Genomic DNA, 24797 nt, shown 5'->3' on the forward strand with positions numbered 1-24797 from the left:
TTGGAGTTGGGATTTTAGATTTTGGATGTGTGTCTGTGTTGCGCCATCGATTTACCAGTCCATCGTGAAGCCCTCGTAGGGGTCGGCGACCGGATCGCAGAGGTGACGCACCAGGCCATACGCATCCAGTCGAATGAGGCGTCCGTAGCTCACGTTGCGTCCCAGGCTGCGATGCTTGATGGTCTGGCGCAGGCGGTCGTCCCAGTGCTCCACGAAAATCTTGCGTCCGGCCTCACTCAGGTAGGTGCCGCCGAGGCGGTCTTCGAAGTGCTTCGGCTGAATCTGGCGCGTTTTGATGAGTCGAAAAATCGCCCGGTCGACCAGCACGGGTTTGAACACCTCGGCCAGATCCAGCGCGAGCGAGAAGCGGCGGTCGCCGGGCTCGTGCAGGTAGCTTACCGTGGGGTCGAGCGCTGTGTGGTAGAGCTGCCGCAGGCAGGCGGTGTAGCAGAGGCTGTTGCCAAAGCTGATGAGCGCGTTGAGTTCGTTGGAGGGCGGCTGCCGCGAGCGCTGCCCATACGGAAACGCCTCGCCCGCCGTGCCCAGCAGTGTAGGCCAGGTGCTATAGTACGTATTGCGCGCCTGCCCCTCGCATCCCATGAGCGTCGGAATATCGGCAGCGGTGCGGGCTTGCTGTTGCAGATCGGCAATGTCGGATTCCGCCGCCACTGCATCGGAGGCCCCGTTTAGACGCGCGGCGTAATATTTGAGCACGCGCCGGATGTTGTGCAGTCCGGCCCGCACGAACGCCTGGGCCAGCGTGAGGCGGTCCTCAGAGTCGGTGTGATGCGTCACCTGTGCTACCTTCAGCCGTCCCGACAGCAGGTGCTCGCGCGGGTAGAGGCTGGCGGTGTAGTTACCATAATAGTCGAAGAAGAAAACCGGTACGTGGTGCTGCGCCAGAAACGTGATCAGCTTGGCGTTGATGTCGATCTCCCCAAAGCAATAGAGCGATTCGACGCTTTCAACGGGGAACGGCACCTTCTGCCCGGTTGGCTCCCCACTGGGTGTGCCCGTGTCGTCGGGCAACCGTCCCGGCGTGCGGGCGTCGGTGGCGCGCTCCAGTCGAAGCGAGTTCTGATGACGCGCCAGGCGTCCGTTCGAAAAGAGGTAGTAGGGGCGTTTCATGGGGATGCGAAGGTTCAGGATAGGATACGAACAGGCAGATGCAGCACGGCGCGTTGGTGCTTACCCGTAACACAACTCCTCGTAGGCGCAGCGACGGCAGAACGACCGCGTATCGATGCGGGACGGCGGGGTATCTTGACCTGCCAGACGACGCAGGGCGACCACCATGTCGGCCAGACGGGATTCGTGTGCGGGCTCCAGTTCGACCGATTCGGTGCGGCGTAGCTTTGGGTAGTTAAGTTCGCCCCGAAAGGGCGCGCCGTCGGCCCGGGTGACGTCGTTCAGGCGCAAGAGCCACAGGCAGAAGCGGAGCTGCCAGATGTGGGCCTCCTCGCACGAGCGGCCTTTCTTGGTTTCGTGGAGCACGCCGTGGTCGAGCTGCGCCCAGTCGATCTTACCCACGAGCGGCGTGCCGCATGGCGCTTCGGCATGCAGCATCAGCGCCTTCTTTTTGCGCTGGTAGCTCGACTGATCCACCAGCCGCCCCAGTGCGACGGCCTGGCTCTCCTGCTCCATCCACAGCCCCCGCATCGACAGCCACGCCTTGCGCGGGCAAATGCAGTAGTAGCCAATGAGCATCCCGCCGATGCGGAGGTGCGAAGGCGCGTTCATAACACACACGATGTAGGGCACAGACAACGCCCTGTCATGATACGTGCCCGTGCTGGATTGCGCGACGTTTGGTGTCGGGAACTTTGTGCCTTGATGCCTTGACCTTTGCTACAAGCACCGATCTTGCACCGATCGACCGCGATCCATACCCAAGATGAGACCTTCGCTTTGTGAGTACACAGGCGTATACCAGGCGCTTTCTTCGTCGTCGCTGACATGGAAGTGCACCTGTTCGTTTGGGACACGACCTATCCGCTGCCCCATTTCGATTTGATATGCCGGTACGCTCACCCCGTTTGTCTGCACGAACGCTTGGTAGTCTCGATACGTGTCAAAGTCCCTCGGACATGCTGTGAGCACGGTTTCCTGAGGCAGAATGTCGCGGCTCATCCATTCTTCCGTTCGGTTTTCCTTTTCGTCCGGAGATTGAGCAGCCACAATCAGCCAATGTTGCTTCAGATGCATGGATAGCTGTCTTCGATTGAATTCCGTACGCTCTGAAACCGGTGCAAAAGACTCGGGCGTGTCGTAGATTGCATCGACAGCATCAATGAAGTCCTGGGCAGAATGCGGTGTCTCTGTGAGCCGTTTCTGGGTTTCTACGAGTGCTCGTGCTGGTGTCCACTCCCACGTTTCTTGGTCTGGAGATCCGTACGGCGCGGGGTAGAGCTCCCCGTCTTTTGTAGGTGTCACAACATGAAGCGGTCCGGGCGGCATGTCTTCAAACCGGGACAGGCGTCCAGCACGCTGGGCCAGACGGTCATAAGGGCATAATTCACTCATCATAAACGGCGCGCTAATGTTGAGGCTCATCTCGCCAATTTGGGTGAGTACAGCGATGCCTCCTGCTGTGCCATTTTCCCAGGCTTTGGCCCCAAGCGCTGCAATCAACTCATTCTCTATACGCTTCTTATCGGGCTCGGTGAAACGAGAGTGGTAGAGCGTAACGTCTTTCTCTGCATAGCCATACTGACGCGCGTGATCACAAAACCAATCGTAGTAGGCCAGCGCTCGCTTTACCGTGTTTGCGTAGATGATGGCACCGGGCTGCCGGGCCGCTTCTTCTAAGACAGACTGGATGTCTTCGGGCGTCTCAGCTTCCCCAGCGTCTTTGATAAAACAACGCGTGCGAGTAAGGTCGGAGGTGTCTTCAGCCAGCACCTCAGTGCTGTAAAACGACTTAGCGGCATCAGGAACCGTTGCACTCATAATGAGCACCGGTACGTCAAATAGCTGGAGCACTTCCAGCAGCTCCTGCAGGTTGGCCTGAACAAACGGGTCGTAGAAGTCCGCCTCATCAATGACCACACAGCTGTTACACAGGTGGTAAAAGATGTTATGATGGTCCTCGCGTGTGCCAGTGAGGCTAATCAGCAGATGGTCGATCGTTGAGACGTTAACAGGTGTTGCCAGGAGCCGAGCGTGTCGATGCTGCTCTTGGGCCTTGTGTTTGGCCTCGCGGCTCTGGTCCGCCTTTTCTTTATGGCGTGCGTACCACGCGCTTGAGTGGTAGAGGCCGGCTCGACTTACGCTATCGTCTACGTCAAGCGCAAGCGAGTTGGATGTAAACCGCGTGGGCATCGCAATCACGCACCGGTCCGCACAGCCTTCGTCGATCTGGTGCTTCGCCCAAAGCAGTGCTGCATCCGTCTTACCGCTTCCGGTAGGTGCGCGCAGGATCATGACTGGTTCGTCCCATCCGTCTTCGATCGCTTTCTGCACGCCGCGTGGAGCGTCATACGGAAAATCGTAGTTGAACTGAAGATCGTTCAGATCAGGCACCCACTTTTCTTGCTCCTTGATGCTGGCGCGGACATCGGCCATACGGAGCATGGTTCGCACGCCACTAATGCGAAATCGCTCACGAAGGGCTCGCTGCTTGAGATCGGGTGGCGGGTCGAGTGTCCACTGACGCGCTCGGTTATCGAACTCATCCCAGTACGCTTCAAACTCTCCCCCTTTGTCTTCGAGCCAGCGATGCTTCTGGCGGTAGCTGAGTTTGCTATGATGAGCAGCAATCGCCGCCCGTTCAGGAAACGTGAGCTCAATGCCCTTACTGTCGATCCATGCCAGCGACGCAATTTCGTGACGCATCCCCACTTTCATTAGGTTACGCCCTGACTGATTGTTGTAGTCAGCCCAGCATGCGTCTTGCCACGGCTTGGCTGCTTTGCCCTGATCGTGGTACATAGCAGCACGGACCACCTGTGGGCGAAGCGGTTCACCGGTTTGCGCTTCGTACTTTTCTTCGAGAAACGGAAACGCATCCAAGTGCCGGACCGCTTCGTCAATCACGTGCTGCGTGTGATCACGCAGCGTGGTGCCATCAGTTTTGGCAAGAGTAGGTCTGGACATAGCGGACTGGCGCTTATGAGCTGCTTATGAAGAAACAGTGCTAACATGCCCTATCCTTCGTACTCCGTCGTGAAGACTTCAAAGCTCATCGGTTCGGCTCCGTCGGTCGGGTCATAGAGTCCTTCAAGCGCATCCAAAGCCGCTTCGTAGGCTTCATGGACGCTTTGACCCTCGGTGGTTGTATCATCGCCGAGGAAGTACTGAGCACCGCGTGCTTCAAGCGCAGCCAGCACGTTTTCACGCTCGGCGTCGTTCATCTGGAAAAAGCGAGCTGCTTTGCGCGAGAGACGCGTGTCGAGTACGATGCAGACCTTCTGCGGCTCACCGGTCGTCGCGTTGCGAGCCTGGTTCGCGTAGTCCGTCAGAAACCGTGTGCCGTTCAGGAAGAGCTTTGCGCGACGGAGGCGTTCTGCCTCATCTACGTGCTTGACGTACTCGGTGCCTACGTGGCGTTCATCTTCGTAGGTAAACGCTTTGCTAACAGAGAGCGCCGATACATCCAGATGGAAGCTCATCTGCATGTCGTCGTCCTGGCTGAACTCGTTGGTTGCAAGCGCCTGCTTTTGCGTGGCGTCTTTGTTTTCGTTCTGCTTGATACGAATCAGGAGGTCGCGGCCCACGTCGCTGGGCTCGGAAGCTACGGCAAACGTTGCACTGATTGGCGCTGTGCGACGTCCGCTGTAAGAGCCCTGCGAGGGATGCATGAAGCCGCCCATGTCAGCGCGCAGGTCGACCTCAATTTTATCGGTGGTGCCGTCTCCGTTGGCTACGTACGTGTCACCCCGGTTTTCGTCCTCCATGTTGAGGCGCTCAATCGCGCTAAACAGCGCGTGGCGCTGCATCTGCCCCGAAATGTAGACCTTGCCGTCCGGGCGGCGTTTGATTGATGATGCGTTGCCCAGTAGCTTCTCTCCACCATTTGCGGTGTGATTCTGCATAGGAGCGAGCGTAGCGACAGAGATTCCTTTGACGTTGTTCATAACGTAATAGAGGGTTTTGATACGTGGAAATTGATGTAGGAGCGTCGGTTTTTGAGGCGTTTATTCGACGAAAGTCAAACCCTCTTCGTCGGAGGGAGCAGCATCGGTGTCTTCATCTGACGCCTCGGCACCATCTTGCGCAGATGAATCGTGCGTATCTTTCCGAAGCCGCATGTAGGCAAGTACCAGGTCTTTGGCCTCGTCGAACTCGACTTCGCCGGTCTGTACCGCTTCCATGAACCGCTCGGCTTCGGCGGGGACGTCGCGCCCGGACATGCGGCCTGCCATGACGTTGATCTGTGCAAACAAGCTGCTGGGACGGCGCGCACTCATAGCGGTGCTTTCCAACTGGGCCAGCACGCGTGTTTTTGCGTCATAAATGTCGCGCCCGGTTCCACCGTCGTCGCGCTCTTTGTTTTCGTCGACTTCCTCACGAGCTGCGTAATATGCTACGTCGTTCAGGTAGGCACCGTACGCACGGGCAGATTTAACGATGCCAGGTGCAATCTTGTATTCTTCCATAAAGAACTCCTCTATGATTGGTGAAAGGTTTGCTTCGTAGATAGCCCGGTATGCCAGAAAGTCTTTGAATGCGGGCTTGGTGTACAGCTGTAGAAACCGGCTGGCCAGCCTGAAAAAGGTAGCGCGGGTGTTGTTATCGGGCTTGTTGTGATCCGCATTATAGAACCGAATGCGGTACAGGCTCTGGATTATCTTAGGCAGGTTGTAGTTCTTGGCGAGACGAGCCACATGATGTCCCATGTACTCCTGACGCATCAGATTGCCGTCGTAGCTCACCAGGTATATGGAACGACCCTTCATTGCGTCCAGCGTCTCGCGGGCTTTCTTCTGCTCATCAGCCTGCCTGTCTGCCCGTTTCATCCACTGCCCAATCGCACCCATCAGACCAACAGGACCAAAGGCCGGACTGCCCGGGGCATCTGGGTAGTTGCCATCGAAAATGGGCGGACGTTTGCGGTTTGAATTCTCTTTTCGCGTGAGGGTCAGCCCATTGCCTGTTTCAGTTCTCTGCATACGCTGAAACAGACGCACGAAGGTAATAAGCCCCGCCAGATCCAGATCTGGGATCATTGCTTGATTGGTGAAATCGACTTGTGTTGCGGGTTTGAGTGGCGTAATGCTGGCAACAAGGGAAAATGCAGCTTCTAAAACATCTGTTCGTTCATCAGACAGAGACGCGGATCCTGCGTTAAGTTTAGCTGCAAACGGACTGAGTGATCGCTGAAGTTTGTCCGTGCGATTTAGGTTAACAGGTGGATCAAGCCGATCCAACATATTCCACACAGCCTGGATTGTATTTCCTCTTTGCCTGTCTGTTGTAATCACGTGAGGCATCACGTAGTACCCATCTTCTGCTCCCTGCCCTTTCTCAATATCTTCTGCTCCAAGGTATCGGTACTGTAGTGTTTTTGCGTTGTCCAAATCAGAAGCGGTGTGGATGCGAAATCTGTTCATTGCTCCCTTTATCGCAACACGAGCAGTTTCAAGCAGACGATCTGTGTCCGAAAGGATGTCTTTCCAATCGAGTACATCCTGGTCAACGATTGCCGCAGCCAATCCATAGCGTGGATAAGTATGTGCAAAAAAGTCGGGGAGTGTGCGTTCTGGCATATCAGACTTGTGTTAGGTTTGCAGAATATCGAGACGTGCTTCTACCCAGACATCATTGGTGCCCAGGTAGAGCGGACCTGCCGGATCTTCAAGAGCATCTTGCACCTGCTGCACCAGCGTCTCCGTGGTTTGGATCCGATACCGATAAGCGTTTTGAGGAATGACGTACTCACGCGGTGTAGGGCTTGTATAGTATTGGGGAAAATACCCCTTCAACTCTTTTTGGCGAACTTTAGGGGTTTCTATGTCACCGCGTATTGCAGCTTCGATTTCTTCTGGCTCAATCACGTTAGCGCTTCCTTTGCTGCTGATGAAATTTGCGTCATCCTCTTCATCGTTCAGGCGATTGTAAAGTCCTGTGATCCGAGCATCGTTATGTCTGCTTCCTCCCTCATAGTCGTCTGCACGATGGGCATGGCGGGCCCATAGGTCGTCAAAGCTCTTCACCTCGGGGAGAATGGCCGTATCAAACGTGAGATGATGTTGCAGTACGCTCACAAATCCCGATCCCGACTCCGCATCACTGCGTCCTTTGATCCAAGGTGTTTTCTTCAGTTCGTGGCCGTGGCCCAGTTTCTTTTTAGCCGCCTTCCGAAGCTTTTTGAGCGTCTTCTTGCGCTCACCTGCAGGCAGATGGATGCCCATGGCGTTTTCCAGTAACCCATACAGCATCGCGTCTGTGGGTGCACGTTGCGAACGATAATAGGTGCCAGGCTGGGCTGTAGACATAGAAAGCGGTGCCAATGCCTCCACTGTGAGCGTAGCTGCCACGTCAAGCTCTGGCGGTTCAAGGAAAAACGAAAGGTCCATGATGATCACTTCAGGTTGATGCGGAATAAAACGTATCGTCGTCCCACCGGGCCGGGTTGGTGTCGATGTATCGGCGGATGCGGTGCCAGGCGCCTGCGGTGCGGATGATGTGGTCGTGGTAGTTGCGCTGCCAGACCGGGGCGCCCGGCGTGTCGCGCATCTGGTTGATCCGGCGGGTGACCGCGGCCTTGTACCCGGCGATGCATGATCCGAGGGACCGGCGTTGTAGGCCGCAGGGTGATCGCGGCTGGTCCGGTAACGTCGTCCGGCCGGACGACGTTACGGGGTCTGCATCTGGGGGCGTCGGGGCGTCTGCGGGGCGCACTGCATACCCCCGCGGGTCGGTCGGTGCGTCGGCATCTGGCGGGGCGATCACCACAATCCCGTGGATATGGTTGGGCATCACCACGAAGGCGTCCAGGTGGACCTCGTCGCGGATTGCTTCGGAGCGGTGCCACTCTTCGGCAGCCACACGCCCGAAGGCGGTGCAGCGCATCGCCCCATCCACCACGCGCCCGAACAGATGGGCCCGCTGATGGGTGCAGATCGTCACAAAGTACGCGGCGGACTGCGTGTAATCCCAGTCGGGATGGCGGCGCGACCGGTGATGCGTGTGGTATCTTTCGTAATCGGACGGCATGATCCCTGATGGTATGCTACGTGGTCGTCATTGCAGCGCGCCAAACCCACTCCCTGTGAGGTCGCCAACGCCGACGAGCCAGGCGAACTGGATGGCTTCGGGCGGGCCGTCGATGATGACGGGGCACATGCTGGCGCGGTGCTGGGTCTGTTTGATGCGCACGAGCTTCGTCTTTGGATGCGCGTAGCTGCGGTCGAACTGCACGTGCACCGCGCTCGGGTCCACGTCGAGGCCTGCAGCGGAGAGCTTGGTGCGTAGTGTGCGCGTGAGGGCGGCGTCGGCGTCCGGGTCGTCCCATGTGAGGTGGGCACGGCTGCCGTCCTCGCGGGTCTGGCGCGCCAGCACGGGGCTGTCCACCTTGAACGTGTGGGACGCTGAGAACGACGGCACGTGCTGCTCCTTGGCTTCGGCTACGCGCATCCCATAAGCCACCGCCGGATCGGTGAGCATCCCGTCCATGCAGGCTTTGGCGGCTTCGGACTGGTAGAAGCTGACGCGCCAGTCGGCCCCTTTTGGAAAGAGCAGGCCGTCTTTCGTGCCGGTGCTCCGCTTGAGCCAGCCGAAGCTGTAGAGACTCAGTCCGTCGTGCAGGTCGTTGTTGGGACCAATCCATTTGTGGAGCGCGCCGGTGAGCTGGTGTAGATGGTCGTACGGGACGGGTTCGGTGGACGGGGTGAGGGTCAGGTTGAGACGCATGTAAGAGGATGGATATGATGCAGAAACGATGAGGTATATTGACAAGGTAGGAGATTGGCGCTTCAGATACAACGCCTGTGGCGTCTCGTCAGGTATCTTCGTAGCACGCGATGATACGCCGCGCCTCCTCCACAACAGCACGTTGCAGTACGGGCGCGCCAAGCAACGTGGCGTAGCGTCCGTAGCTGAGCACGAAGCGGACGGTGGGAAGCAGGTCTGTGCTCTGGCCGAGCAGTTCGAGGGTGCCATCGGGGCGGCGCAGGAAGAGCGGCGGCTCAATCCACGGCACGGCGGGGGCCCCTACAGCGGTGCGCAGGCGCAGGTGGATGGCGTAGGCGGAGCGACACGACGACGGATTCGGCATGGTGATGCAGGGCGAAGCGAACGGGCATGAACGCATCACGAAGGTATAAACCGCCCGTTCGATCCGCGACATTTCGCGTCCGGAACAATACATCCGCCGCTCTGCCGCAATCTGTCACGCTTGCGACGCATACTCGGCGGCCACGGCCTCTGCATCCTCCTGAATCTTTTTGACGAGCTTTTCGGGCTCCAACACCGTGACCGCAGGGCCCCACGAGCGGATCCACGAATGCATATCTTTGAGCCCCTCCACGTCGTACGACACGATGAGGTGGCCATCCTCGCCTTCATAGTCGATCTGCTGCGTGGGGTGGTATTCTTTGCGCCGAAAGTAGGGCGCGACCGTGGGCGACACGCGGATACGGACGAGGGAATTTTCGCCGGTGGTGGCGCCAAAGCGCTTGTCGAAGTGCAGCACTGGATTGAAGTCCTCGGGCGGCTCAAAATGGGTGTCGTGCACCTCAATGGACTGGATATCCACCAGGTTGAAGTCGCGGATATCCTCGCGCATGTGGCAGTAGGAGGCGCAGAGCCAGGCGCCGTTCTGGGGACCAATGACGAGCGGATCAATCACGCGCCCTTCGTTTCGGGTCTGCCGGCTGGCGTTCATGTAGTCGATGCTGATGGTGCGCTGCTCGTGGATCGCTTGCCGCACCGTCTCAAAGATGTCGGGGTCGATGGGGACGGACCGCGCCTCCTGAAAGTGCCAGCGCGACGACTCTTCATCTGGGTCGAGCGTGAACACGTTCTGCTCGGGGATGCGTGCCATGAGGTCGTCGTAGACGGCCTTTAAGGGAGCGGCCAGCGGCGTGGGACGCAGCAGCGAGCGTCCAGCTTCAATGGCCACGATCAGCGCCAGGAGCTGGTTTTCGGTGTAGCGATCTCCGCTCTCGGGATAGCGCTCGGCCTCGGGCAGCGCGTACTGGTTCATCTTGCCTGCCTTGGTGACCTGGACCGGAAGTCCGCTTTCGATGAGCGCGTTCGCAGCACGAGTCACCTGGCGCGGGGTTACGTCCAGCCTGGCGGCGGCCTCTTTGGTCGTGAGCACGTGCCCGGTGCGCAGCAGGTGCAGCAGCCGGTCGCGGGTGGGAGTCTTTGTTCGCATGGAAGTGAGGGAGCAAAGAGAGCAGATCAGAAAAGATGCCTCCGAAGAGACGGGGTATACCTCTAAGGTGCGATTGAAAAGTAAGGAGTTGATCCCGTCCACCGTGCAGGATTGGTCTCCATGTACAGGTGGATGCGGTGCCAACCTGCCTTGGTGGGAGAAACGTCGCCCGGCCGGGCGACGTTGCGATGCAGGCATTGCGTTGCAGGACTGTGCGACGGCCCTGTTTGCACGCGCGGACCTGTACGCTCAACGATCCCGGCAGTACGTGGACAGACCTGAAACCGGTCAATCGACGGCGATCTCGCCGATCATCATAGCGTGGCAGCGCCGCTGGGGCGTTACGTATGCCTCAACAGTGCGCTTGTCCCGAGCGAAGTCGAGGGAGATCCAGATGCGCGCCCCCAACCTGCCGTAACGACGCAGGGCCTGCGTCGCCCAGAGCGATGCGTTACCATGCGGAGCGGCATCGTCGCACAAAAAGGGGCACTGCAACAGCGTCCCAGTGCCCTGGGACGTTACGTATACCTCAACGGTGCGATTGAAGGTATGTCATACCACACCCCGCTCAGATGCAAACCAGGAGGGGTCGGCCGACGACAGATCGGCCCGCAGCGGCGCTAAAAGCAGGGGGCCTGGTGTGCTTTCAGCTTAGTGACAGTGCCCGTGCGCCTCCGACCATACCTGGCCGGGTGGACAATCTACCGCGCCGCCGCCCGCGAGCAGTCCGCCCACAACCAGCACGCCGAGCAAAATCATGACACCAAGCGCGATGCCCTGCACCGTGCCACTCTGATACCAGGCATCGGTACCGCGACAGCAGTTCTTGTACTTGCGCCCGCTTTCGCAGGGACAGGGGTCGTTTCGTCCAGGTTCGCTTGCCATAGGAAGATAGAGGAATGATTATAGGCTACAATGCTCTCCCATACGCATTGCAGCCGACTGAGTTGACCGGACTACGCTACCGCCCCGCTGAGCTTGTCGGCATGCTTCTGGCGCAGTTTCTTCAGCTTCGGATCGATGACCGCACGGCAGTACGGCAGGTTCGAGTTGCTCGCGTAGTAGTCCTGATGGTTCGCCTCGGCCTCGTAGAACGTGTCGAGCGGCTCTACCTCCGTCACAATTCCGCCGTCAAAGACCGATTCGTTGAGCTCCTCAATAACGACCTCGGCTGCCTCCTGCTGCGCCTTATTGTGATGCAGGATAATCGAGCGATACTGCGGCCCCACGTCGGCCCCCTCCCGGTTACGGGTGGTCGGGTTGTGGATCGTAAAGAAGATCTCGAGGAGCGCCCGATACGACACTACGTCGGGGTCGTACGTAACCTGAACCACCTCAGCGTGCCCGGTGTCTTTGCCGCAGACCTGCCGGTAGGTCGGGTTCGGCACGTATCCGCCCGCATAGCCCGACACGACCGACTCCACGCCGCGTACCTGCTGATAAACCGCTTCGAGGCACCAAAAGCATCCACCTCCCAACGTTGCCTGTTCCATAGTTGCGTTGCTGTATGCTGGAGAATGTAAAATGATATGAACCGTACGCCCGCATCCCTCGAAAGATTGCCGCCTGCCGCATATCTTACAACATGATTGCGCCCGCCTCTGAGTCACCTGCGTCCGCTGCGTGCCGGCATCCATACGGCGCAATCGCATGCACATGCAGCGCAAAATCGCCCGCCTGCTTATCCCCGATCAAGAACCCGATAGCGCGCACCCCCGATGGATCGAACGGCGGCGCATCCGCCCGGACCCGTCCACGGCGCATAGCCCGGAGCCGCGCAAACGGCAGGTAGTGCCAGGCGGCCTGCGTCGTCGTCCAGAACGACACGCGGTAGCTGATGCGCCCGCCCGCCTCGGTAAACAGCGTGAGGCGATAGCGGCGCACCGGACCCTGCGCACGCAGCATCAGCCCGGTTGCCCCCGACAGGTCCGCCGCATGCGTCACACGCGCCGACGCAAATCCGCCTCCATTTGCTAGCGACACACGCCCGCGAAAGCCCAGCACGCCCGCCTCCGCCTGCACCACCTCACTGGTCGACTCGCCCCCCATCACCGGGTCGTTGATACACTGCCAGTCGCCCGGCTGGTCGATTATGGGCTGGAGGGATGCAGAGGATAGCGGCATGTCGAGGTAGGATAGATGCGGGTTGAATACGGATTCGCTTGCGGGTCCACCGGGTGCCAGATGCGCTACGCCAGACGGTCTTCGAATGCCCGTCGCGCCGTGATAGGTCTCCCCACCGTAGCCGCGCCACGGCAGACACGCATCATACAACGTCGCAATTTGGGCATTTCTCGCTGGCAATTGCAGTTGCACAATGGCGCGAGACGGGAATGGTTCTCCACATCCTCGCAATGACGTCATTGCAATGACTGAGGTGGGAACTCCTCATCTCTGTAAAAGGAACAACCCCCCCGTCCAGACGCGGCGTCTGAGGCGGGTGTTCGCTACCGATGCACCTGTGCTGGGAAGCGCTGCTGGAGCGTAGCCACGAAGCGCTCGATCTCTTGCTCGGTGTTGTAGTAGTGCACCGACGCACGCACCAGATCGGGCAAGTTGCGGGCCTCAGCATCGAGGAGCGTAGACGAAGGCGTACTCACAGATACATGCATGCCCTCGGTACGCAGGCGGTGCTTAACCTTTGCCGCCTCCCACCCGGCAATGCCAAACGTCACGATGCCGCTCTTGCGCACGCCCAGGTCGTAGACCGTAGCGCCGTGCACGTCGGCAAGCGCCGTACGCAGCTGCCCGGCCAGGTGCTGCACCCGCGCAGCGATGGCATCGAGCCCCCACGACAGTGCATACTCAACGGCCACGCCCAGCCCAATTTTGCCGGCTACGTGGCCCTCCCAGTTCTCAAAGCGGCGCGCATCGGAGCGGATGCGGTACGTGTCGGGGCCGGTGAGGGTGGCCGCGTGCAGGTCGAGCAGCGGCGGCGTGATGCGCTCGATCCAGTCGCGCTGCACATACAGGAAACCCGTGCCGCGCGGCCCTCGCAGGAACTTGCGTCCGGTGGCAGAGAGCATGGTGCAGCCGAGCGCCTCTACATCGAGCGGCACCTGCCCGGCGGACTGGCACGCGTCCAGCAAGAACGGCACGTCGGCATCTTGCGCAATGGCGCCCACCTCCTCAGCTGGATTGATGAGCCCGCCGTTTGTGGGGATGTGCGTGAGTGCAATGAGTGCGGTGCGGTCGTTGATCATATCGCGCAGCGCGGCGGTATCGATCTGGCCGTGGGCGTCGGCCGGCACCACTTCGACAACGGCTCCAGTCGCCTCGGCGCGCTGCAGCATCGCGATGTAGTTGCTGGCGTAAGACGCCGCTGTAGTCAGAATGCGGTCGCCGGGCTGCAGGTCGAGTCCGTAGAACGCCATGTCCCAGGCGCGCGTGGCATTTTCAACGACGGCAATCTCTTCTGCATCAGCCTCCAGCAGCTGCGCGAGGGCGGTATAGGTATGCTGGAGACGATCGGCGGCCATGTCGGCGGCTTCGTATCCGCCAAAGCGAGCCTCCTGCTTCAGATGCTCGGTCTGCGCGGTAAGCACCGGTTCAGGCGGCAGCGCACTTCCTGCGTTGTTAAAGTGAAGAATGTTGGTGCACCCGGGCGTATCAGCGCGGGCCCGTGCAACGTCGAACGCAGTAGGGTTGTCAGTCATGATCGGCGAGGAGAAAGGCATCGAGGGCATCGAGAGTGGGCTCGGGACGCTCCCAGTGCGGAAGGAGTCCGCCGGGTACGTCGGCGTGATGCAGATAGCGCGGGTTCTTCTTGAGCAGCGCAGACAGCCGATCGAAGCGCTGCACGGTCGTGTCGGGCGTCTGCGGTGTGAGGATGAGCGTGGGCCGGTAGAGCCGGGCGTAGACCTCGGTGTCGATATCGCGCTGAAAGAGCGATCCGTCTACAAAGTGACGCGGCGCATACGGGGCGCCGTGAATGCGGGCCGTCTGCGCACCGTAGCGCACGAGCGCCTCCGGCACCTCGTTGTCGAGAAAGACCTGCGCAGCCAGGTAGCGGCGCAGCGATTTGGGGCGCGTGAGCCAGAAGTAGGGTCCGGTGAAGCCGCCTACCGAAGCTGCGGTTTTAACGGCGAGGCGCCCGAACGGCGACGGGCCGCGGTTGGCGGAGAGTCCCGTCGGCGCAATCAGCGCGCAGCGCCGCACCTGCGTAGCGGCCTGCAGGGCAACGGCCGCGGCGAACTCGGAGCCGAGCGAGCAAGCCACCAGATCGGCCGGGGCCTTCACGGCGTCGGTGAGCACGTCATAGAGCACGTCCTGGTAGACGGAAGGGTCGTAGCTGCGGTCGGCCCGCTCGGAGCGTCCAAACCCGAGCCAGTCGAGCGCCCAGAGCGGACGGTCGGTGGCCGCGGCGTAGTGTTCGAACAACGGACGCATCTCCATGGGCGAGGCTACGGCGTTGAAGCTGTGCAGAAACACCAGCGGCGCGCCTGTGCCGGGGCGATGGTAGAGATGCAGGCGCCCATGCGAGGACTCCAGGGTGCGCGTGTTCGCATTGAGCGCCGGGTCGAGCGTGTGCGAGGGTGGCAAGCTGCGGTGGTAGGCAGAGATCGCCAGCGCAGCCGAGGCCGCCCCGGCAGTCGTCCAGCGGAGCCAGCGGGGAAACGAAGAAGAGGCCATGGCATTGCAGAAAAGCGTGAGCAGATATCGGGTGCGCCTCTACTGGCAACCTGCAGCGTGGGATTCCGTAGAGATACGAAGCACCGGAAAAAGCCATCTGCGATGGCGCCGACACCCCCGCGGCGGATCTCCCCGAGGTAGCCTTCCTGCCCCCGATCAACATACCCCTGTAGTTCAACTGGATAGAACACGGGCCTCCTAAGCCCGGAATCCTGGTTCGAGTCCAGGCAGGGGTACCACAGCGTCCGATCGTTTCTTCTGGGGTTACAATGACACCGTTCAAGGTAGCAAGGTAGGCCGCCTCTCTCCGTTACCGACACAACGCGACAGCTCTCCAGGTGTCATCGCAAGGAAGGAGCGCAGCGAACGAGTACTCTTGGGGGGCAATCTCTGCGCTCCATCAAGGCAGTCTGCCTCGAACAACGACCCATGAGATTGCCGCGTCGCTACCGCTCCTCGCAATGACATGGTGGGCAGCCTTACCCGGGGTTATCATCGCGAGGACGGAGCGCAGGCGACGAACGTGGCGATCTCTACGCTCCACCAAGGCAGTCCGCCCCAAACAGCGACACATGAGATTGCCCCCAGGGGCACTTCTTCCTTACGGCCGGGGCGCCGCGCTCTCTTCGGTGTATCGCAATGACACAGTGAATGAATCTCTCGGGATGCGATTCCTTTCGTTTTCCTACACGTCAGGAGATGCTTTTTCAGATTCCCCTCCTACCGGCGCAGCCGGAAAGGAGGGGTGCCCGAAGGGCGGGGTGGTCCTTAGAGCCTGTTTGGGTTTTGGTTTGTAGGCGAGAGCGAGCGCCGCCGCAGCGAAAATTGGACCTCGATGGAGGTTCGTAGCCGGGGCTACGGGCCGACATTGGGGGCAATTTGCACCAGGGGCATGACCTTCGGCCCCAGTCCAGCAGAGCCGATCGCAGCCCAAATTAAGAAATCAAAACAGGTTCTAAGTCTACAGGGAAGCTACAGTCCACACATGCGCTGTAGCATATCGGGACGCACGTGGTCGTGGGGGAAGGCCAACTCAAACATTGCGACATACCCGGATAGGTGGTCTTTGTGTACGCCTCGAAACAGCCAAAGTGGGTTCCGTAAGCCCGTCCAAATGCCTTCGATCGTTCACGTGCACCTCTCGAACGCCACCCCCGTCCCGGTCAGCCACCCAACTAGTGGAGTGGTTGATCGCCATCCGTTCTCGCGGTTCGTCGTCATGTTATCCCCTCTCATCTTCAAGCCATAGGGAGGAGCGGTCTTCATCGGTGTAAATGAGCGCCTTTTCACCAGCTTCTTCGGTAACGACCTCCTGGAGCGTTGTAGTTGTTGTGTCGGGGCAGACCTGGAAGCGGGGCGATCCGGTCTCACGACCGACCAGTCCGACAATCGGTACACAGTCATTCGCGTACGTTCCTCGTCCCCGCCGTTTGTTCAACCACTGAACGCCCTTCAGAACGCTTTGCAATCGGGAGGCCAATCATTGTAGCAGACAGGGTCCTCGTTCAAAGCGCTTGTTCTTGGAAACACATCGCTGGAAACCAACGGTGCGGGGACCTGCTACCCGACGGCGCGCAGTCCGCAGGGCGTTTTCAGACGCTACCTAACGCGCTCCCTCACTCCTCTTCATCCAAAATGTAGATATGGGGCAGATTGCGCGCAATCTGGCCATAGTCAAGCCCATAACCGATCACGAACAGATCCGGGATGTCGAATCCAACATAGTCCAACGTCACATCGGTATTGTTTGACGTAGGCTTATGCAGAAGCGTTACCGTACGCAGCGAGGCTGGGTTATGCACCTGCATCTTCTTTAGAATGAACTGCATCGAAAGCCCAGTGTCGACAATATCTTCGATCACGATCACGTCGCGCCCCTGCAGATTGGCATCAATGCGCTTCAGCTCAGTTACATTACCGCTCGACACCTTCTCATCGCCGTACGACGACAGCTTCATAAAGTCGATCTCGCAGTCGATCGTGATGTACCGCATCAGATCAGCCGTCACCATAAACGCCCCATTCAGCACACTCACCAGGATAGGCGTGCGCCCTTTGTACTCCTCACTAATGGCCGTCCCGATCTCTCGCAGACGATTCTGGATGGCTTCATCGGTCAGGTATAGCCGAAATTGCTCTCCCTGGCATGTGATGGTCTCGTCCGTTGGCGGAGGAGCGGTCTCGGTTAAGTCGCGCGTGGTGGCCATGAGTAAAGAGGGCTGTTGTGAGCAAGGACGTTTACATCGAAGTATACACTGTAAAAGTATACAGCGTATCGCAAAAATGGTAGGGGACGTTCTCCTTACACCGGCTGCCACTGCATTATTACGTATTCATTCGTGGAAGCGGTTACACGAAACGCCTCGTGCATACGGTGGCCTACCACCCATAAAATCCGCTCCCGGTCTTCCACTACAAGCTGGTACGGACGCTCCGGCGGGGCTACCTCTCCCTCGGTCAGTACGTCGCTCACGGTCTTGTGTCCTTGCATTCCCAGCGGCTGCATCCGGTCGCCGGGGGTCCAGGGGCGGATGGTTACAGGGGGATGCAGACGCTCCGCATCCCCCACAATCTGATGCGGCCCCCGGTCGAGCCCCCCTTGCAGCGGGCCTTGATGTCGCGTACAGCGCAGGGTCCCCGTAGAAAGCACCACAGGCGTTCCGTCCAGGAGAACCGGGTGCGGCTTGGGCATCTCGGGCGCATCCGCTACCAGACGCAGGTGCGTGCGGGTACGCCACACCGCCGCCTGCCCCACCTCTACACGCCGCCCTACCTGCGCATCCACCAGCTGCGCCACCGCCTGCGCTACCGCCTGCGTCCGGGGCGCCTCGGGCACGGTACGCTCTATGAGCATCCGGATCAGCGCTGTGCGTACGACGGCCGACGCCTCACGCAGTGCGATGAGCGACAGCCTTCCGCCGGTAGGATGTGGGTCATAGGCCGCGTCGAATTGTGCTGTTACCTGAGGCTGCCAGTGCTCCTCCACGTAGGCGCGCATGAGCTGGGCAGCGTTGGCGATGCGCCCTTCAGCATCCGGGGCAATGTCTGCCAGCAGCGGCAAGACCTCGTTTCGGATGCGGTTGCGCGCATACCGATCGCTCTGGTTGGTCGGGTCAACCCGATACGGCACATCATGTGCCTCTGCATAGGCCCGAATGTCCGCCTTTGAGATGTGCAGGAGCGGACGCACCAGCTGCACGTCTGCACCGCGCTTTATGGGGCGCACCCTGGGCATACCGGCCAGTCCGCGCGGACCGGTGCCACGTAGCAGGTGCAGTAGCAGCGTCTCGACCTGGTCGCGCTGGTGGTGCGCCACCCAGACAGTCGGACTGTTGTAATTGACCGCCACCCGGTGTAGCAAGTCGTACCGTAGGCGGCGCGCGGCATCTTGCGTGTTACCTGTAAGCGCCTCGGCCTTGTGGATGACCACGGGCCACTCGGGCACATGCGCCTGCGCCCATGACCGCACCAGCGCCGCATCGGCATCGGCCCCGGCTCGCAGTCCGTAGTTTACATGCACGAGCACCCCTGGCGTACCGCTGGCTGCGAGTGCATGGCTGAGCACCATCGAATCGATGCCGCCGCTGGCGCCTACCACGACAGACGCTTCATCGGACAGGTTCGTCGTGCCAAGTGCCGAGGATACAGCGCGCTGAATAGAAGCGTCACGGGTGGTAGCGTCACGGGTAATCATGAAGCGATGCATCTAACCTGTTGGAAAAGAAAGTATGTGCCACTGAGGCGCTCCTTGCGCCCTGCTCTTCCTTTTGGGGATCGTGAAAGACTGCAGGCTGCGTGTAATCGTAAGGCGGGATTATGCTAAAGCCCCCCCGTCCGCGCTGCAGCCCAACCCATCAGCGCAATAACGCCCGGGAGCGCCATATACAGATCAAGCGTCAGCCGGTACGTTGCATCGGGGTGTTTCGGGCAGTTGAGCACGTAGAGGGCAAGCCCGGAGGCTGCAACCGACTCGGCAACCCACAGCGGCTCGCCCGTGGCCCATGCTGCGCCAACGGCCCCCAGCACCGCAAGCCCCGCAGACCCGGCTGCTGCGTATTGCACGCCACGGTGGCCCAAGCGGTGCGCGAGCGTCGTAAGTCCCGCCCTGAGGTCAGATGCACGGTCGGCCCAGTCGCTGCATAGGATGTTTGGAAAGAGCCACCCCGCCCGGTACACAGAGAGTCCTACGAGTGTCCATGGGCCCACACTTTCGCCTACGTGGAGCAGAGGAAGCACGGTAACGCCTGCGCTCCAGGCCAGTGTAACGACAATCGTTTTTGCTGTACCGATGCGCTTGAGCCGCCAGCCATGTAGCGGCCACACGTAGAGCACACCCAGCGCAACCAGCACTGCTGCCGCCACCTGAGCCCCCGGCGTAAGCATCCAGAAGGCCACCCCGCCTACAGCAGCGTAAAGCGCCGTCGTCGCTCCTACGTAGTACGGATGCGCCTGTATCCACTGACGGCGATCATGGTGTTGATGCCGGTCTTCGGTAGCAGCCCGGTTCGTACGATCGAAGCGATACACCAGCGCCACGCCTGCCGGTATCCCAAACAGCACAGGCGCTTCGAGTGGCAGCCCGACCAGCACCGAGGTGCTCGCAATCAGTGCTGCCGCAATACCCGCAACGACAAGCGGATCGCTTCGCATCCAACGATGCCATGCAGACGATCTACCTGTAGACGACGCGGTGCCAGAAGACGACGGGGAACGCACTGCAGCCACAGAATAAAACAGCGGAAAACAAGTTGCTTTTCTGAAACGGACAACCCTGCGTTATGGATTCGGCATGCAGTACGCGGCAGGCATGCGTCTGCTCGACCTCCTGCGGCGCATCCAATGTTCACAGCAAATGCAGCGCAACGTTAGTCTATATTCACATTTAGTTCAATTGAGGTGTCGCAAAAGTACCTTGGAAGCGCTTTCTTGAGAAGTGTATCTCATAATTCGGATGCGTAACACTCGCTTACGCCCCTCAAACGCAAATCCATTCCCCACGATCATGACTGTCCCTGACCACGTAACCTCGCACCTTCGTGCGCTGGGCCTATCGGATACGGGCCCGATCTACTACAATTTGAAGCCTCCGGTGCTCTACGAGATGGCTCTGGCTAACGACGAAGGCCAGCTTGTGGACCAGGGGCCCTTGCTTACGCGCACGGCGCCGTACACAGGCCGCAGTCCCAAAGACCGCTTCATCGTGCGCGACGCCTCAAACGTTGACACAATCAACTGGGGCGCGGTAAACCAGCCGACCGACCCCAAAACGTTCGACCACCTGCAGCAGCGTCTCACCGAGCATGCCGCCGGCAAACCGCTGTTTGTGCAAGACCTGTACGCCGGTGCCGATACGGACTATACGATGCCTGTGCGTATCATCACCGAAAAGGCCTGGCATAGCCTGTTTGCCTATAATATGTTTGTGCGCCGTCCCGAGCAAGACCGTTCGGGCTTCGAGCCGGACTTTACGGTTCTCAATCTGTGCTCGTACAAGGCCAACCCTGAGCGCGACAACACGCACTCTGAGGCTGCCATCTTCGTAAGCATGGAGAAAGAGCTGGTCTTGATCGGTGGTACGCACTATGCCGGCGAAATCAAGAAGTCCATCTTCTCGGTACTCAACTACATGCTCCCCTCCGACGGCGTGCTGCCCATGCACTGCTCGGCCAACGAAGATCCTGACGGCACTACCGCCGTCTTCTTCGGTCTCTCGGGCACCGGCAAAACGACGCTCTCGGCCGACGCCAGTCGCACGCTGATTGGCGACGATGAGCATGGCTGGAGCGATAATGGCGTGTTTAATTTTGAAGGCGGCTGCTACGCCAAGATGATCGACCTTACGCGCGAGCAAGAGCCCGAGATCTACGCTACCACCGAGCGGTTTGGCACGATTCTCGAAAACGTTATTGTGGATTCGGAGACCCGCCGTCCGGACTTTGCGGACGACACCATCACGAAGAATACACGCGGGTCGTATCCGATTGACTACATCCCCAATGCATCAGACTCAGGCCAGGGCGGGCATCCCGACCACGTGATCTTTCTGACGTACGATGCCTTCGGCGTGCTTCCACCGGTGTCGCGCCTGACACCTGAGCAGATGATGTTCCACTTTCTATCGGGTTACACGGCTAAGGTAGCCGGCACCGAACGAGGCGTGCGTGCCCCTAAGGCGACGTTCAGCACCTGTTTCGGCGAACCGTTCATGGTGCGGCACCCCGTCGAGTATGCTGAGCTGCTGGGCGAAAAGATCCGCACGCACAACGCAACGTGCTGGCTCGTTAACACCGGGCTCACAGGCGGCCCGTATGGCACCGGATCCCGCATCGACTTGCCCTATACCCGGGCTATGGTTGACGCCATCCTCGAAAATGAGCTGAACGACGTCGAAACAGTCCCCGACCCGGTGTTCGGGATGCACGTGCCCACCCACGTTCCGAACGTTCCCGATGAGATCCTGCAGCCGCGCAACACGTGGAGCGACAAAGAGGCGTTCGATGCGCAAGCAAACCAGCTCGCTCAGATGTTCGCGGATAACTTCAAGACGTATGCTGACTACGTCACAAACGGCGTAGAAGCAGCTGCCCCCAGCGTGTAGGCGCAGCAGTTGGCTGTGAGAACGGCTCTGAGAACAGCTGTAAGAAGCACAGTACGTGCCAACGCATGTCTATTCCGAAGGGCATCCGTCCACTGCGGCGGGTGCCCTTTTGTATTTGTTTACGCGGGATGCAACGGCCCATCGGTGTTATTCCATTGGTGTTATGAAGACACGCCCACACGCTCAAACGAAGTGGTACGTACCGTCTCGAACTGTCTGGCTTTCTTGTTGTACCGGCGCTCCTCAATGGAAAACGTGCCGTGCTCGACGCGCACCACATTGTAAAAGTTAATCCCCCTGTTTGACTTGCGTCCGCGACTGCTGGTCGCCGTACCGGCACTGGCTACAACAACACGGTGGTCACCGGGGACCACATCGACCGACTCGATGTGCGAGATGTGCAGGTGACCGCAGAGAATCAGGTCGATGCGGGCTTCGGCCGCTGCGCCAAGCGCCTCATCAGGATTCCCGACGATGTCGTGGCGCCCCAGCTCCTGCATACGCGTCAGGTGGTGGTGCACCACCAGCACCCGAAACTTATTGTCGTGCGCATCAAAAAAGTCGCGCATGGTATCGAGCGCCGCCGCAGGCAGACGTCCGCTCTTGACGGTAGCCCCGTGCGGCGACGAAAGTCCCAGCATGGCGATGGTGCCGTCTACTGCTTCCGGCGCAAGCTCGTCTTGTACAAGCCTCCGATACTTACGAAGCGGCGTAAACAGGCGCCGATACGGACGCCACCAGGGGTATACGTCGTGGTTTCCGGGGACTACGAGAGCAGGCGCTTCAAACTGCTCAATTAGGGCTACGGCTGCCTGAAACTCGCCTGTTCGGGCACGCTGCGTGAGGTCGCCGCTCACCGCTATAATGTCAACGTCGTGTGCGTTGATGTCGTTAACCAGGGCCGGCACCACCTCTGTATGCGCAATCTTTCCGAAGTGAATATCAGAGCAGTGGGCAATGGTGTAGGGCGCAGAAGCCATGCAAAAGTTGTCTGCAAGATAACGGATTGTGGGCGATGATATATTCAGACGGAGTCGCATAAACACGGTTCGGTGCATCTTTTCAGTGCATCCTGGTAGCGGCTCTCCCGCACCTTCATACGGCACCGCACCGAATCCCTCTCGAACCAGCCGCAGCCCGAACGCTTTCTCTTACCGCATGCTTCATCTTCATCAGGCACCGCCTGCCGATGTTGCTGGCATGCGGACAGCACGAACGTAGGCATCCCGTATTTTTTACCAACGACACGATAATATGAGTACGATCACGTGGAGCGAATTTGAGCAGGTCGATCTCCGTGCGGGCACGATCATAAACGTGGAGGACTTTCCGGAGGCCCGCACTCCGGCCTACAAACTGACGATCGATTTTGGGCCCGAGATCGGTACGTTACGGTCCAGCGCGCAGATCACGGATCTGTACACGGAAGAGATGCTACAGGGCAAGCAGGTTGTGGGCGTGGTCAACTTCCCGCCCAAGCAGATTGGCCCGATGATGTCGGAGTGCCTCGTAACAGGCTTTCGGCGCGATGACGGCGCGGTGGTGCTCTCTACTCCAGACGCTGATGTCCCTGACGGCGCCCGGCTTGTGTAGGGCCTACTCCGCATGCTTTTCGTATGTAGAGAAGCAGTGAGTGCACTCTGAGAGCCTGTTTGGGAATTGGTTTCCAGGCGAGAGTGTGCGCCGCCAGTCCGTTCCACGCTATCTATTCTCCAACAAGAAACGCCGCAGCCGAAAGCATCGTGCTTCGGGCTGCGGCGTGCGTGTTGCGTATTAGATGGATCTTCCCAACAGGGAGTGCTCTGCTATAACAGCATCGTCATCGGGTCTTCGAGATAGCCGCGCATGGTATCGAGGAACTGCGCTCCCACCGCGCCATCGACCACGCGATGGTCGCACGAGAGCGTGACCTTCATGCGTTTGCCCGGGACAATCTCGCCCTCTTCGACAACCGGCTCATCGCGGATGCCACCTACAGCCAGAATGGCCGCGTTGGGCGGATTCAGGATCGCGGTGAACTCCTCGATTCCAAACATCCCAAGGTTACTCGTTGTGAACGTTGCCCCTTCGTAATCCTCAGGCTGCAGCTCGCGGTCGCGCGCTTTGCCAGCGAGCGTCCTCGTCTCTTCAGCGATCTGCGTAAGGCCCTTCTGACCAGCGTTCCGGATAACCGGCGTAATGAGCCCTTCATCGATTGCGACGGCAATGCCTACGTGCACGTCATCGTAGAGGCGGATTTCCCCTTCGTCGGCGTGGTATGAGGCATTCACGTACGGATGCTCGGTCAGCGCCAGTGCGCACGCCTTTGTAATCAGGTCGTTGTACGAGATGCGCGAGCGATCTTTCGCTTCAGCAAGCTCGTTGAGTTCCGCGCGCACCTCCGCCGCACGCGCCATGTCAACGTCGATCGTAAGGTAGAAGTGAGGGGCCGTAAACTTGCTCTGCGCCAGGCGCCGCGAAATCGCTTTGCGCATCTGTGAGATCGGCTCGGTCTCGTATCCCACATCAATCTTGACCGACTCCGCTGGTTGCGGCTGCGGAGCAGGCTCGGGGGCCGAGGTGTCGGCTGCTGCTTCGGTTGGTTCGGGGGCCGCCTCTTGCTCGGCAAGAGCCGCCTCCACGTCGCGGCGCACAATGCGCCCATTCGGACCGGTTCCTTCGACGGTACCCAGGTCGACGGCGTGCTCCTGTGCGACCCGGCGCGCGAGAGGAGACGCCTTCACGCGTTCGCCACTCGCATCGGTGGGCGCCGGCACAGGGTCGGGGGTGCGATCTTGCAGCGAGCCATCGCCAGAGGGAGCATCCACGGCCGCAGAAGCTGTATCCGCCGTCTCAGGAGGAGCGTCTTCCGACGGCGCCGTTTCACCGGACGCCGCAGCAGAGGCCTCATCGGCCGCGCCATTGCCTGCCGCATCGCCACCCACGATGTCCGAGATGTCTTCGCCCTCCTCGCCCAGCACCGCGATCAGATCGCCGATGGGCACTGCATCCCCCTCGTCAATCATCTTTTTGAGCAAGACGCCCTCATCGAACGCCTCCAAGTCCATGGTTGCCTTGTCGGTTTCGACCTGTGCGATAATATCGCCAGCCGATACAGCATCGCCCTCGTCGACGAGCCAGGCAGAAAGGACACCTTCCTCCATGGTGTCGCTCAGTTTGGGCATTTCTATCGTGATAGCCATAGGCAGTTGCGTAGGTGCAGCGGGTGAGTATCAACAGAATGGGTGGTACAGGGGGATGCGGAGC

Annotated in this window: 24 protein-coding genes and 1 tRNA gene; 3 read left to right on the forward strand and 22 right to left on the reverse strand. The window is 59.7% G+C overall.

The window, feature by feature from the left end:
• Positions 1–51: 51 nt before the first annotated feature.
• The 16 genes from cas1b to ACZ48V_RS10795 form a co-directional block, all read right to left on the reverse strand.
• A complete protein-coding gene (gene cas1b, locus ACZ48V_RS10720) occupies positions 52–1128 on the reverse strand; it encodes a type I-B CRISPR-associated endonuclease Cas1b (protein ID WP_464538995.1) in 1077 nt (358 codons plus the stop codon).
• A 60-nt stretch (positions 1129–1188) separates the two neighbouring features.
• Complete coding sequence (gene cas4 / locus ACZ48V_RS10725) at positions 1189–1740, reverse strand: CRISPR-associated protein Cas4 (protein ID WP_464538997.1); 552 nt, start codon at positions 1738–1740, stop codon at positions 1189–1191.
• Between the two features lie 108 nt (positions 1741–1848).
• Positions 1849–4095, reverse strand: a complete 2247-nt coding sequence (cas3, locus tag ACZ48V_RS10730; protein WP_464538999.1) for a CRISPR-associated helicase Cas3' — start codon at positions 4093–4095, stop codon at positions 1849–1851.
• A 50-nt stretch (positions 4096–4145) separates the two neighbouring features.
• Positions 4146–5075, reverse strand: a complete 930-nt coding sequence (cas7p, locus tag ACZ48V_RS10735) for a type I-PGING CRISPR-associated protein Cas7/Csp1 (RefSeq protein WP_464539001.1) — start codon at positions 5073–5075, stop codon at positions 4146–4148.
• Between the two features lie 60 nt (positions 5076–5135).
• Positions 5136–6167 carry a hypothetical protein gene (locus tag ACZ48V_RS10740; RefSeq protein ID WP_464539003.1) on the reverse strand — a complete coding sequence of 344 codons (1032 nt, stop codon included), beginning with the start codon at positions 6165–6167 and terminating at the stop codon, positions 5136–5138.
• A 552-nt stretch (positions 6168–6719) separates the two neighbouring features.
• Positions 6720–7517, reverse strand: a complete 798-nt coding sequence (locus ACZ48V_RS10745; protein ID WP_464539005.1) for a hypothetical protein — start codon at positions 7515–7517, stop codon at positions 6720–6722.
• Positions 7518–7527: 10 nt separating this feature from the next.
• Complete coding sequence (locus tag ACZ48V_RS10750) at positions 7528–8157, reverse strand: transposase (RefSeq protein WP_464539007.1); 630 nt, start codon at positions 8155–8157, stop codon at positions 7528–7530.
• A gap of 27 nt (positions 8158–8184) precedes the next feature.
• Positions 8185–8853 carry a CRISPR-associated endoribonuclease Cas6 gene (locus tag ACZ48V_RS10755; RefSeq protein WP_464539009.1) on the reverse strand — a complete coding sequence of 223 codons (669 nt, stop codon included), beginning with the start codon at positions 8851–8853 and terminating at the stop codon, positions 8185–8187.
• Positions 8854–8941: 88 nt separating this feature from the next.
• Positions 8942–9217, reverse strand: coding sequence for a hypothetical protein (locus ACZ48V_RS10760; RefSeq protein ID WP_464539011.1), 276 nt, complete (start codon positions 9215–9217; stop codon positions 8942–8944).
• 114 nt (positions 9218–9331) lie between these two features.
• Positions 9332–10321 (reverse strand): helix-turn-helix transcriptional regulator, encoded by a 990-nt coding sequence (locus ACZ48V_RS10765; RefSeq protein WP_464539013.1) that lies wholly within the window; start codon positions 10319–10321, stop codon positions 9332–9334.
• Positions 10322–10609: 288 nt separating this feature from the next.
• Positions 10610–10801, reverse strand: coding sequence for a hypothetical protein (locus tag ACZ48V_RS10770; protein WP_464539015.1), 192 nt, complete (start codon positions 10799–10801; stop codon positions 10610–10612).
• Positions 10802–10972: 171 nt separating this feature from the next.
• Positions 10973–11206, reverse strand: coding sequence for an SEC-C metal-binding domain-containing protein (locus tag ACZ48V_RS10775; RefSeq protein WP_464539017.1), 234 nt, complete (start codon positions 11204–11206; stop codon positions 10973–10975).
• 71 nt (positions 11207–11277) lie between these two features.
• Positions 11278–11814 (reverse strand): peptide-methionine (S)-S-oxide reductase MsrA, encoded by a 537-nt coding sequence (gene msrA, locus ACZ48V_RS10780; RefSeq protein ID WP_464539019.1) that lies wholly within the window; start codon positions 11812–11814, stop codon positions 11278–11280.
• Between the two features lie 85 nt (positions 11815–11899).
• Positions 11900–12445: a CIA30 family protein gene (locus tag ACZ48V_RS10785; protein WP_464539021.1), complete on the reverse strand. Its 546-nt coding sequence runs from the start codon at positions 12443–12445 to the stop codon at positions 11900–11902.
• Positions 12446–12768: 323 nt separating this feature from the next.
• Positions 12769–13977, reverse strand: coding sequence for an aminotransferase class V-fold PLP-dependent enzyme (locus ACZ48V_RS10790; protein ID WP_464539023.1), 1209 nt, complete (start codon positions 13975–13977; stop codon positions 12769–12771).
• Positions 13970–14953 (reverse strand): alpha/beta fold hydrolase, encoded by a 984-nt coding sequence (locus ACZ48V_RS10795; RefSeq protein WP_464539025.1) that lies wholly within the window; start codon positions 14951–14953, stop codon positions 13970–13972. The genes ACZ48V_RS10790 and ACZ48V_RS10795 overlap by 8 nt, the downstream gene beginning before the upstream one ends.
• A gap of 163 nt (positions 14954–15116) precedes the next feature.
• Here ACZ48V_RS10795 and ACZ48V_RS10800 point away from each other — a divergent pair.
• A tRNA-Arg gene (locus ACZ48V_RS10800) sits at positions 15117–15192 on the forward strand.
• A 983-nt stretch (positions 15193–16175) separates the two neighbouring features.
• On the opposite strand, the gene ACZ48V_RS10805 is transcribed toward ACZ48V_RS10800, so the two are convergent.
• The 4 genes from ACZ48V_RS10805 to ACZ48V_RS10820 form a co-directional block, all read right to left on the reverse strand.
• A complete protein-coding gene (locus tag ACZ48V_RS10805; RefSeq protein ID WP_464539027.1) occupies positions 16176–16391 on the reverse strand; it encodes a hypothetical protein in 216 nt (71 codons plus the stop codon).
• A 178-nt stretch (positions 16392–16569) separates the two neighbouring features.
• Complete coding sequence (hpt, locus tag ACZ48V_RS10810; protein WP_464539029.1) at positions 16570–17160, reverse strand: hypoxanthine phosphoribosyltransferase; 591 nt, start codon at positions 17158–17160, stop codon at positions 16570–16572.
• Positions 17161–17255: 95 nt separating this feature from the next.
• On the reverse strand, positions 17256–18647 hold the full coding sequence (tilS, locus tag ACZ48V_RS10815) for a tRNA lysidine(34) synthetase TilS (RefSeq protein WP_464539031.1): 1392 nt from the start codon (positions 18645–18647) through the stop codon (positions 17256–17258).
• A 125-nt stretch (positions 18648–18772) separates the two neighbouring features.
• Positions 18773–19603: a UbiA family prenyltransferase gene (locus tag ACZ48V_RS10820; protein WP_464539033.1), complete on the reverse strand. Its 831-nt coding sequence runs from the start codon at positions 19601–19603 to the stop codon at positions 18773–18775.
• A gap of 352 nt (positions 19604–19955) precedes the next feature.
• Between ACZ48V_RS10820 and pckA the strand changes: the two genes are divergently transcribed.
• The gene (pckA, locus tag ACZ48V_RS10825) at positions 19956–21551 is read left to right on the forward strand and encodes a phosphoenolpyruvate carboxykinase (ATP) (RefSeq protein ID WP_464539035.1); all 1596 of its coding nucleotides are present in this window, start codon (positions 19956–19958) and stop codon (positions 21549–21551) included.
• Positions 21552–21712: 161 nt separating this feature from the next.
• Here the strand turns inward: pckA and ACZ48V_RS10830 are convergent, their stop codons facing one another.
• Positions 21713–22531, reverse strand: coding sequence for a metallophosphoesterase family protein (locus tag ACZ48V_RS10830; protein ID WP_464539037.1), 819 nt, complete (start codon positions 22529–22531; stop codon positions 21713–21715).
• A 274-nt stretch (positions 22532–22805) separates the two neighbouring features.
• Between ACZ48V_RS10830 and ACZ48V_RS10835 the strand changes: the two genes are divergently transcribed.
• Entirely contained in the window at positions 22806–23144 is a 339-nt protein-coding gene (locus ACZ48V_RS10835) for a tRNA-binding protein (protein ID WP_464539039.1), read from the forward strand.
• Between the two features lie 212 nt (positions 23145–23356).
• On the opposite strand, the gene ACZ48V_RS10840 is transcribed toward ACZ48V_RS10835, so the two are convergent.
• Entirely contained in the window at positions 23357–24733 is a 1377-nt protein-coding gene (locus tag ACZ48V_RS10840; RefSeq protein ID WP_464539041.1) for a pyruvate dehydrogenase complex dihydrolipoamide acetyltransferase, read from the reverse strand.
• Between the last annotated feature and the right edge of the window lie 64 nt (positions 24734–24797).

The organism is Longimonas haloalkaliphila (genome assembly GCF_055379825.1).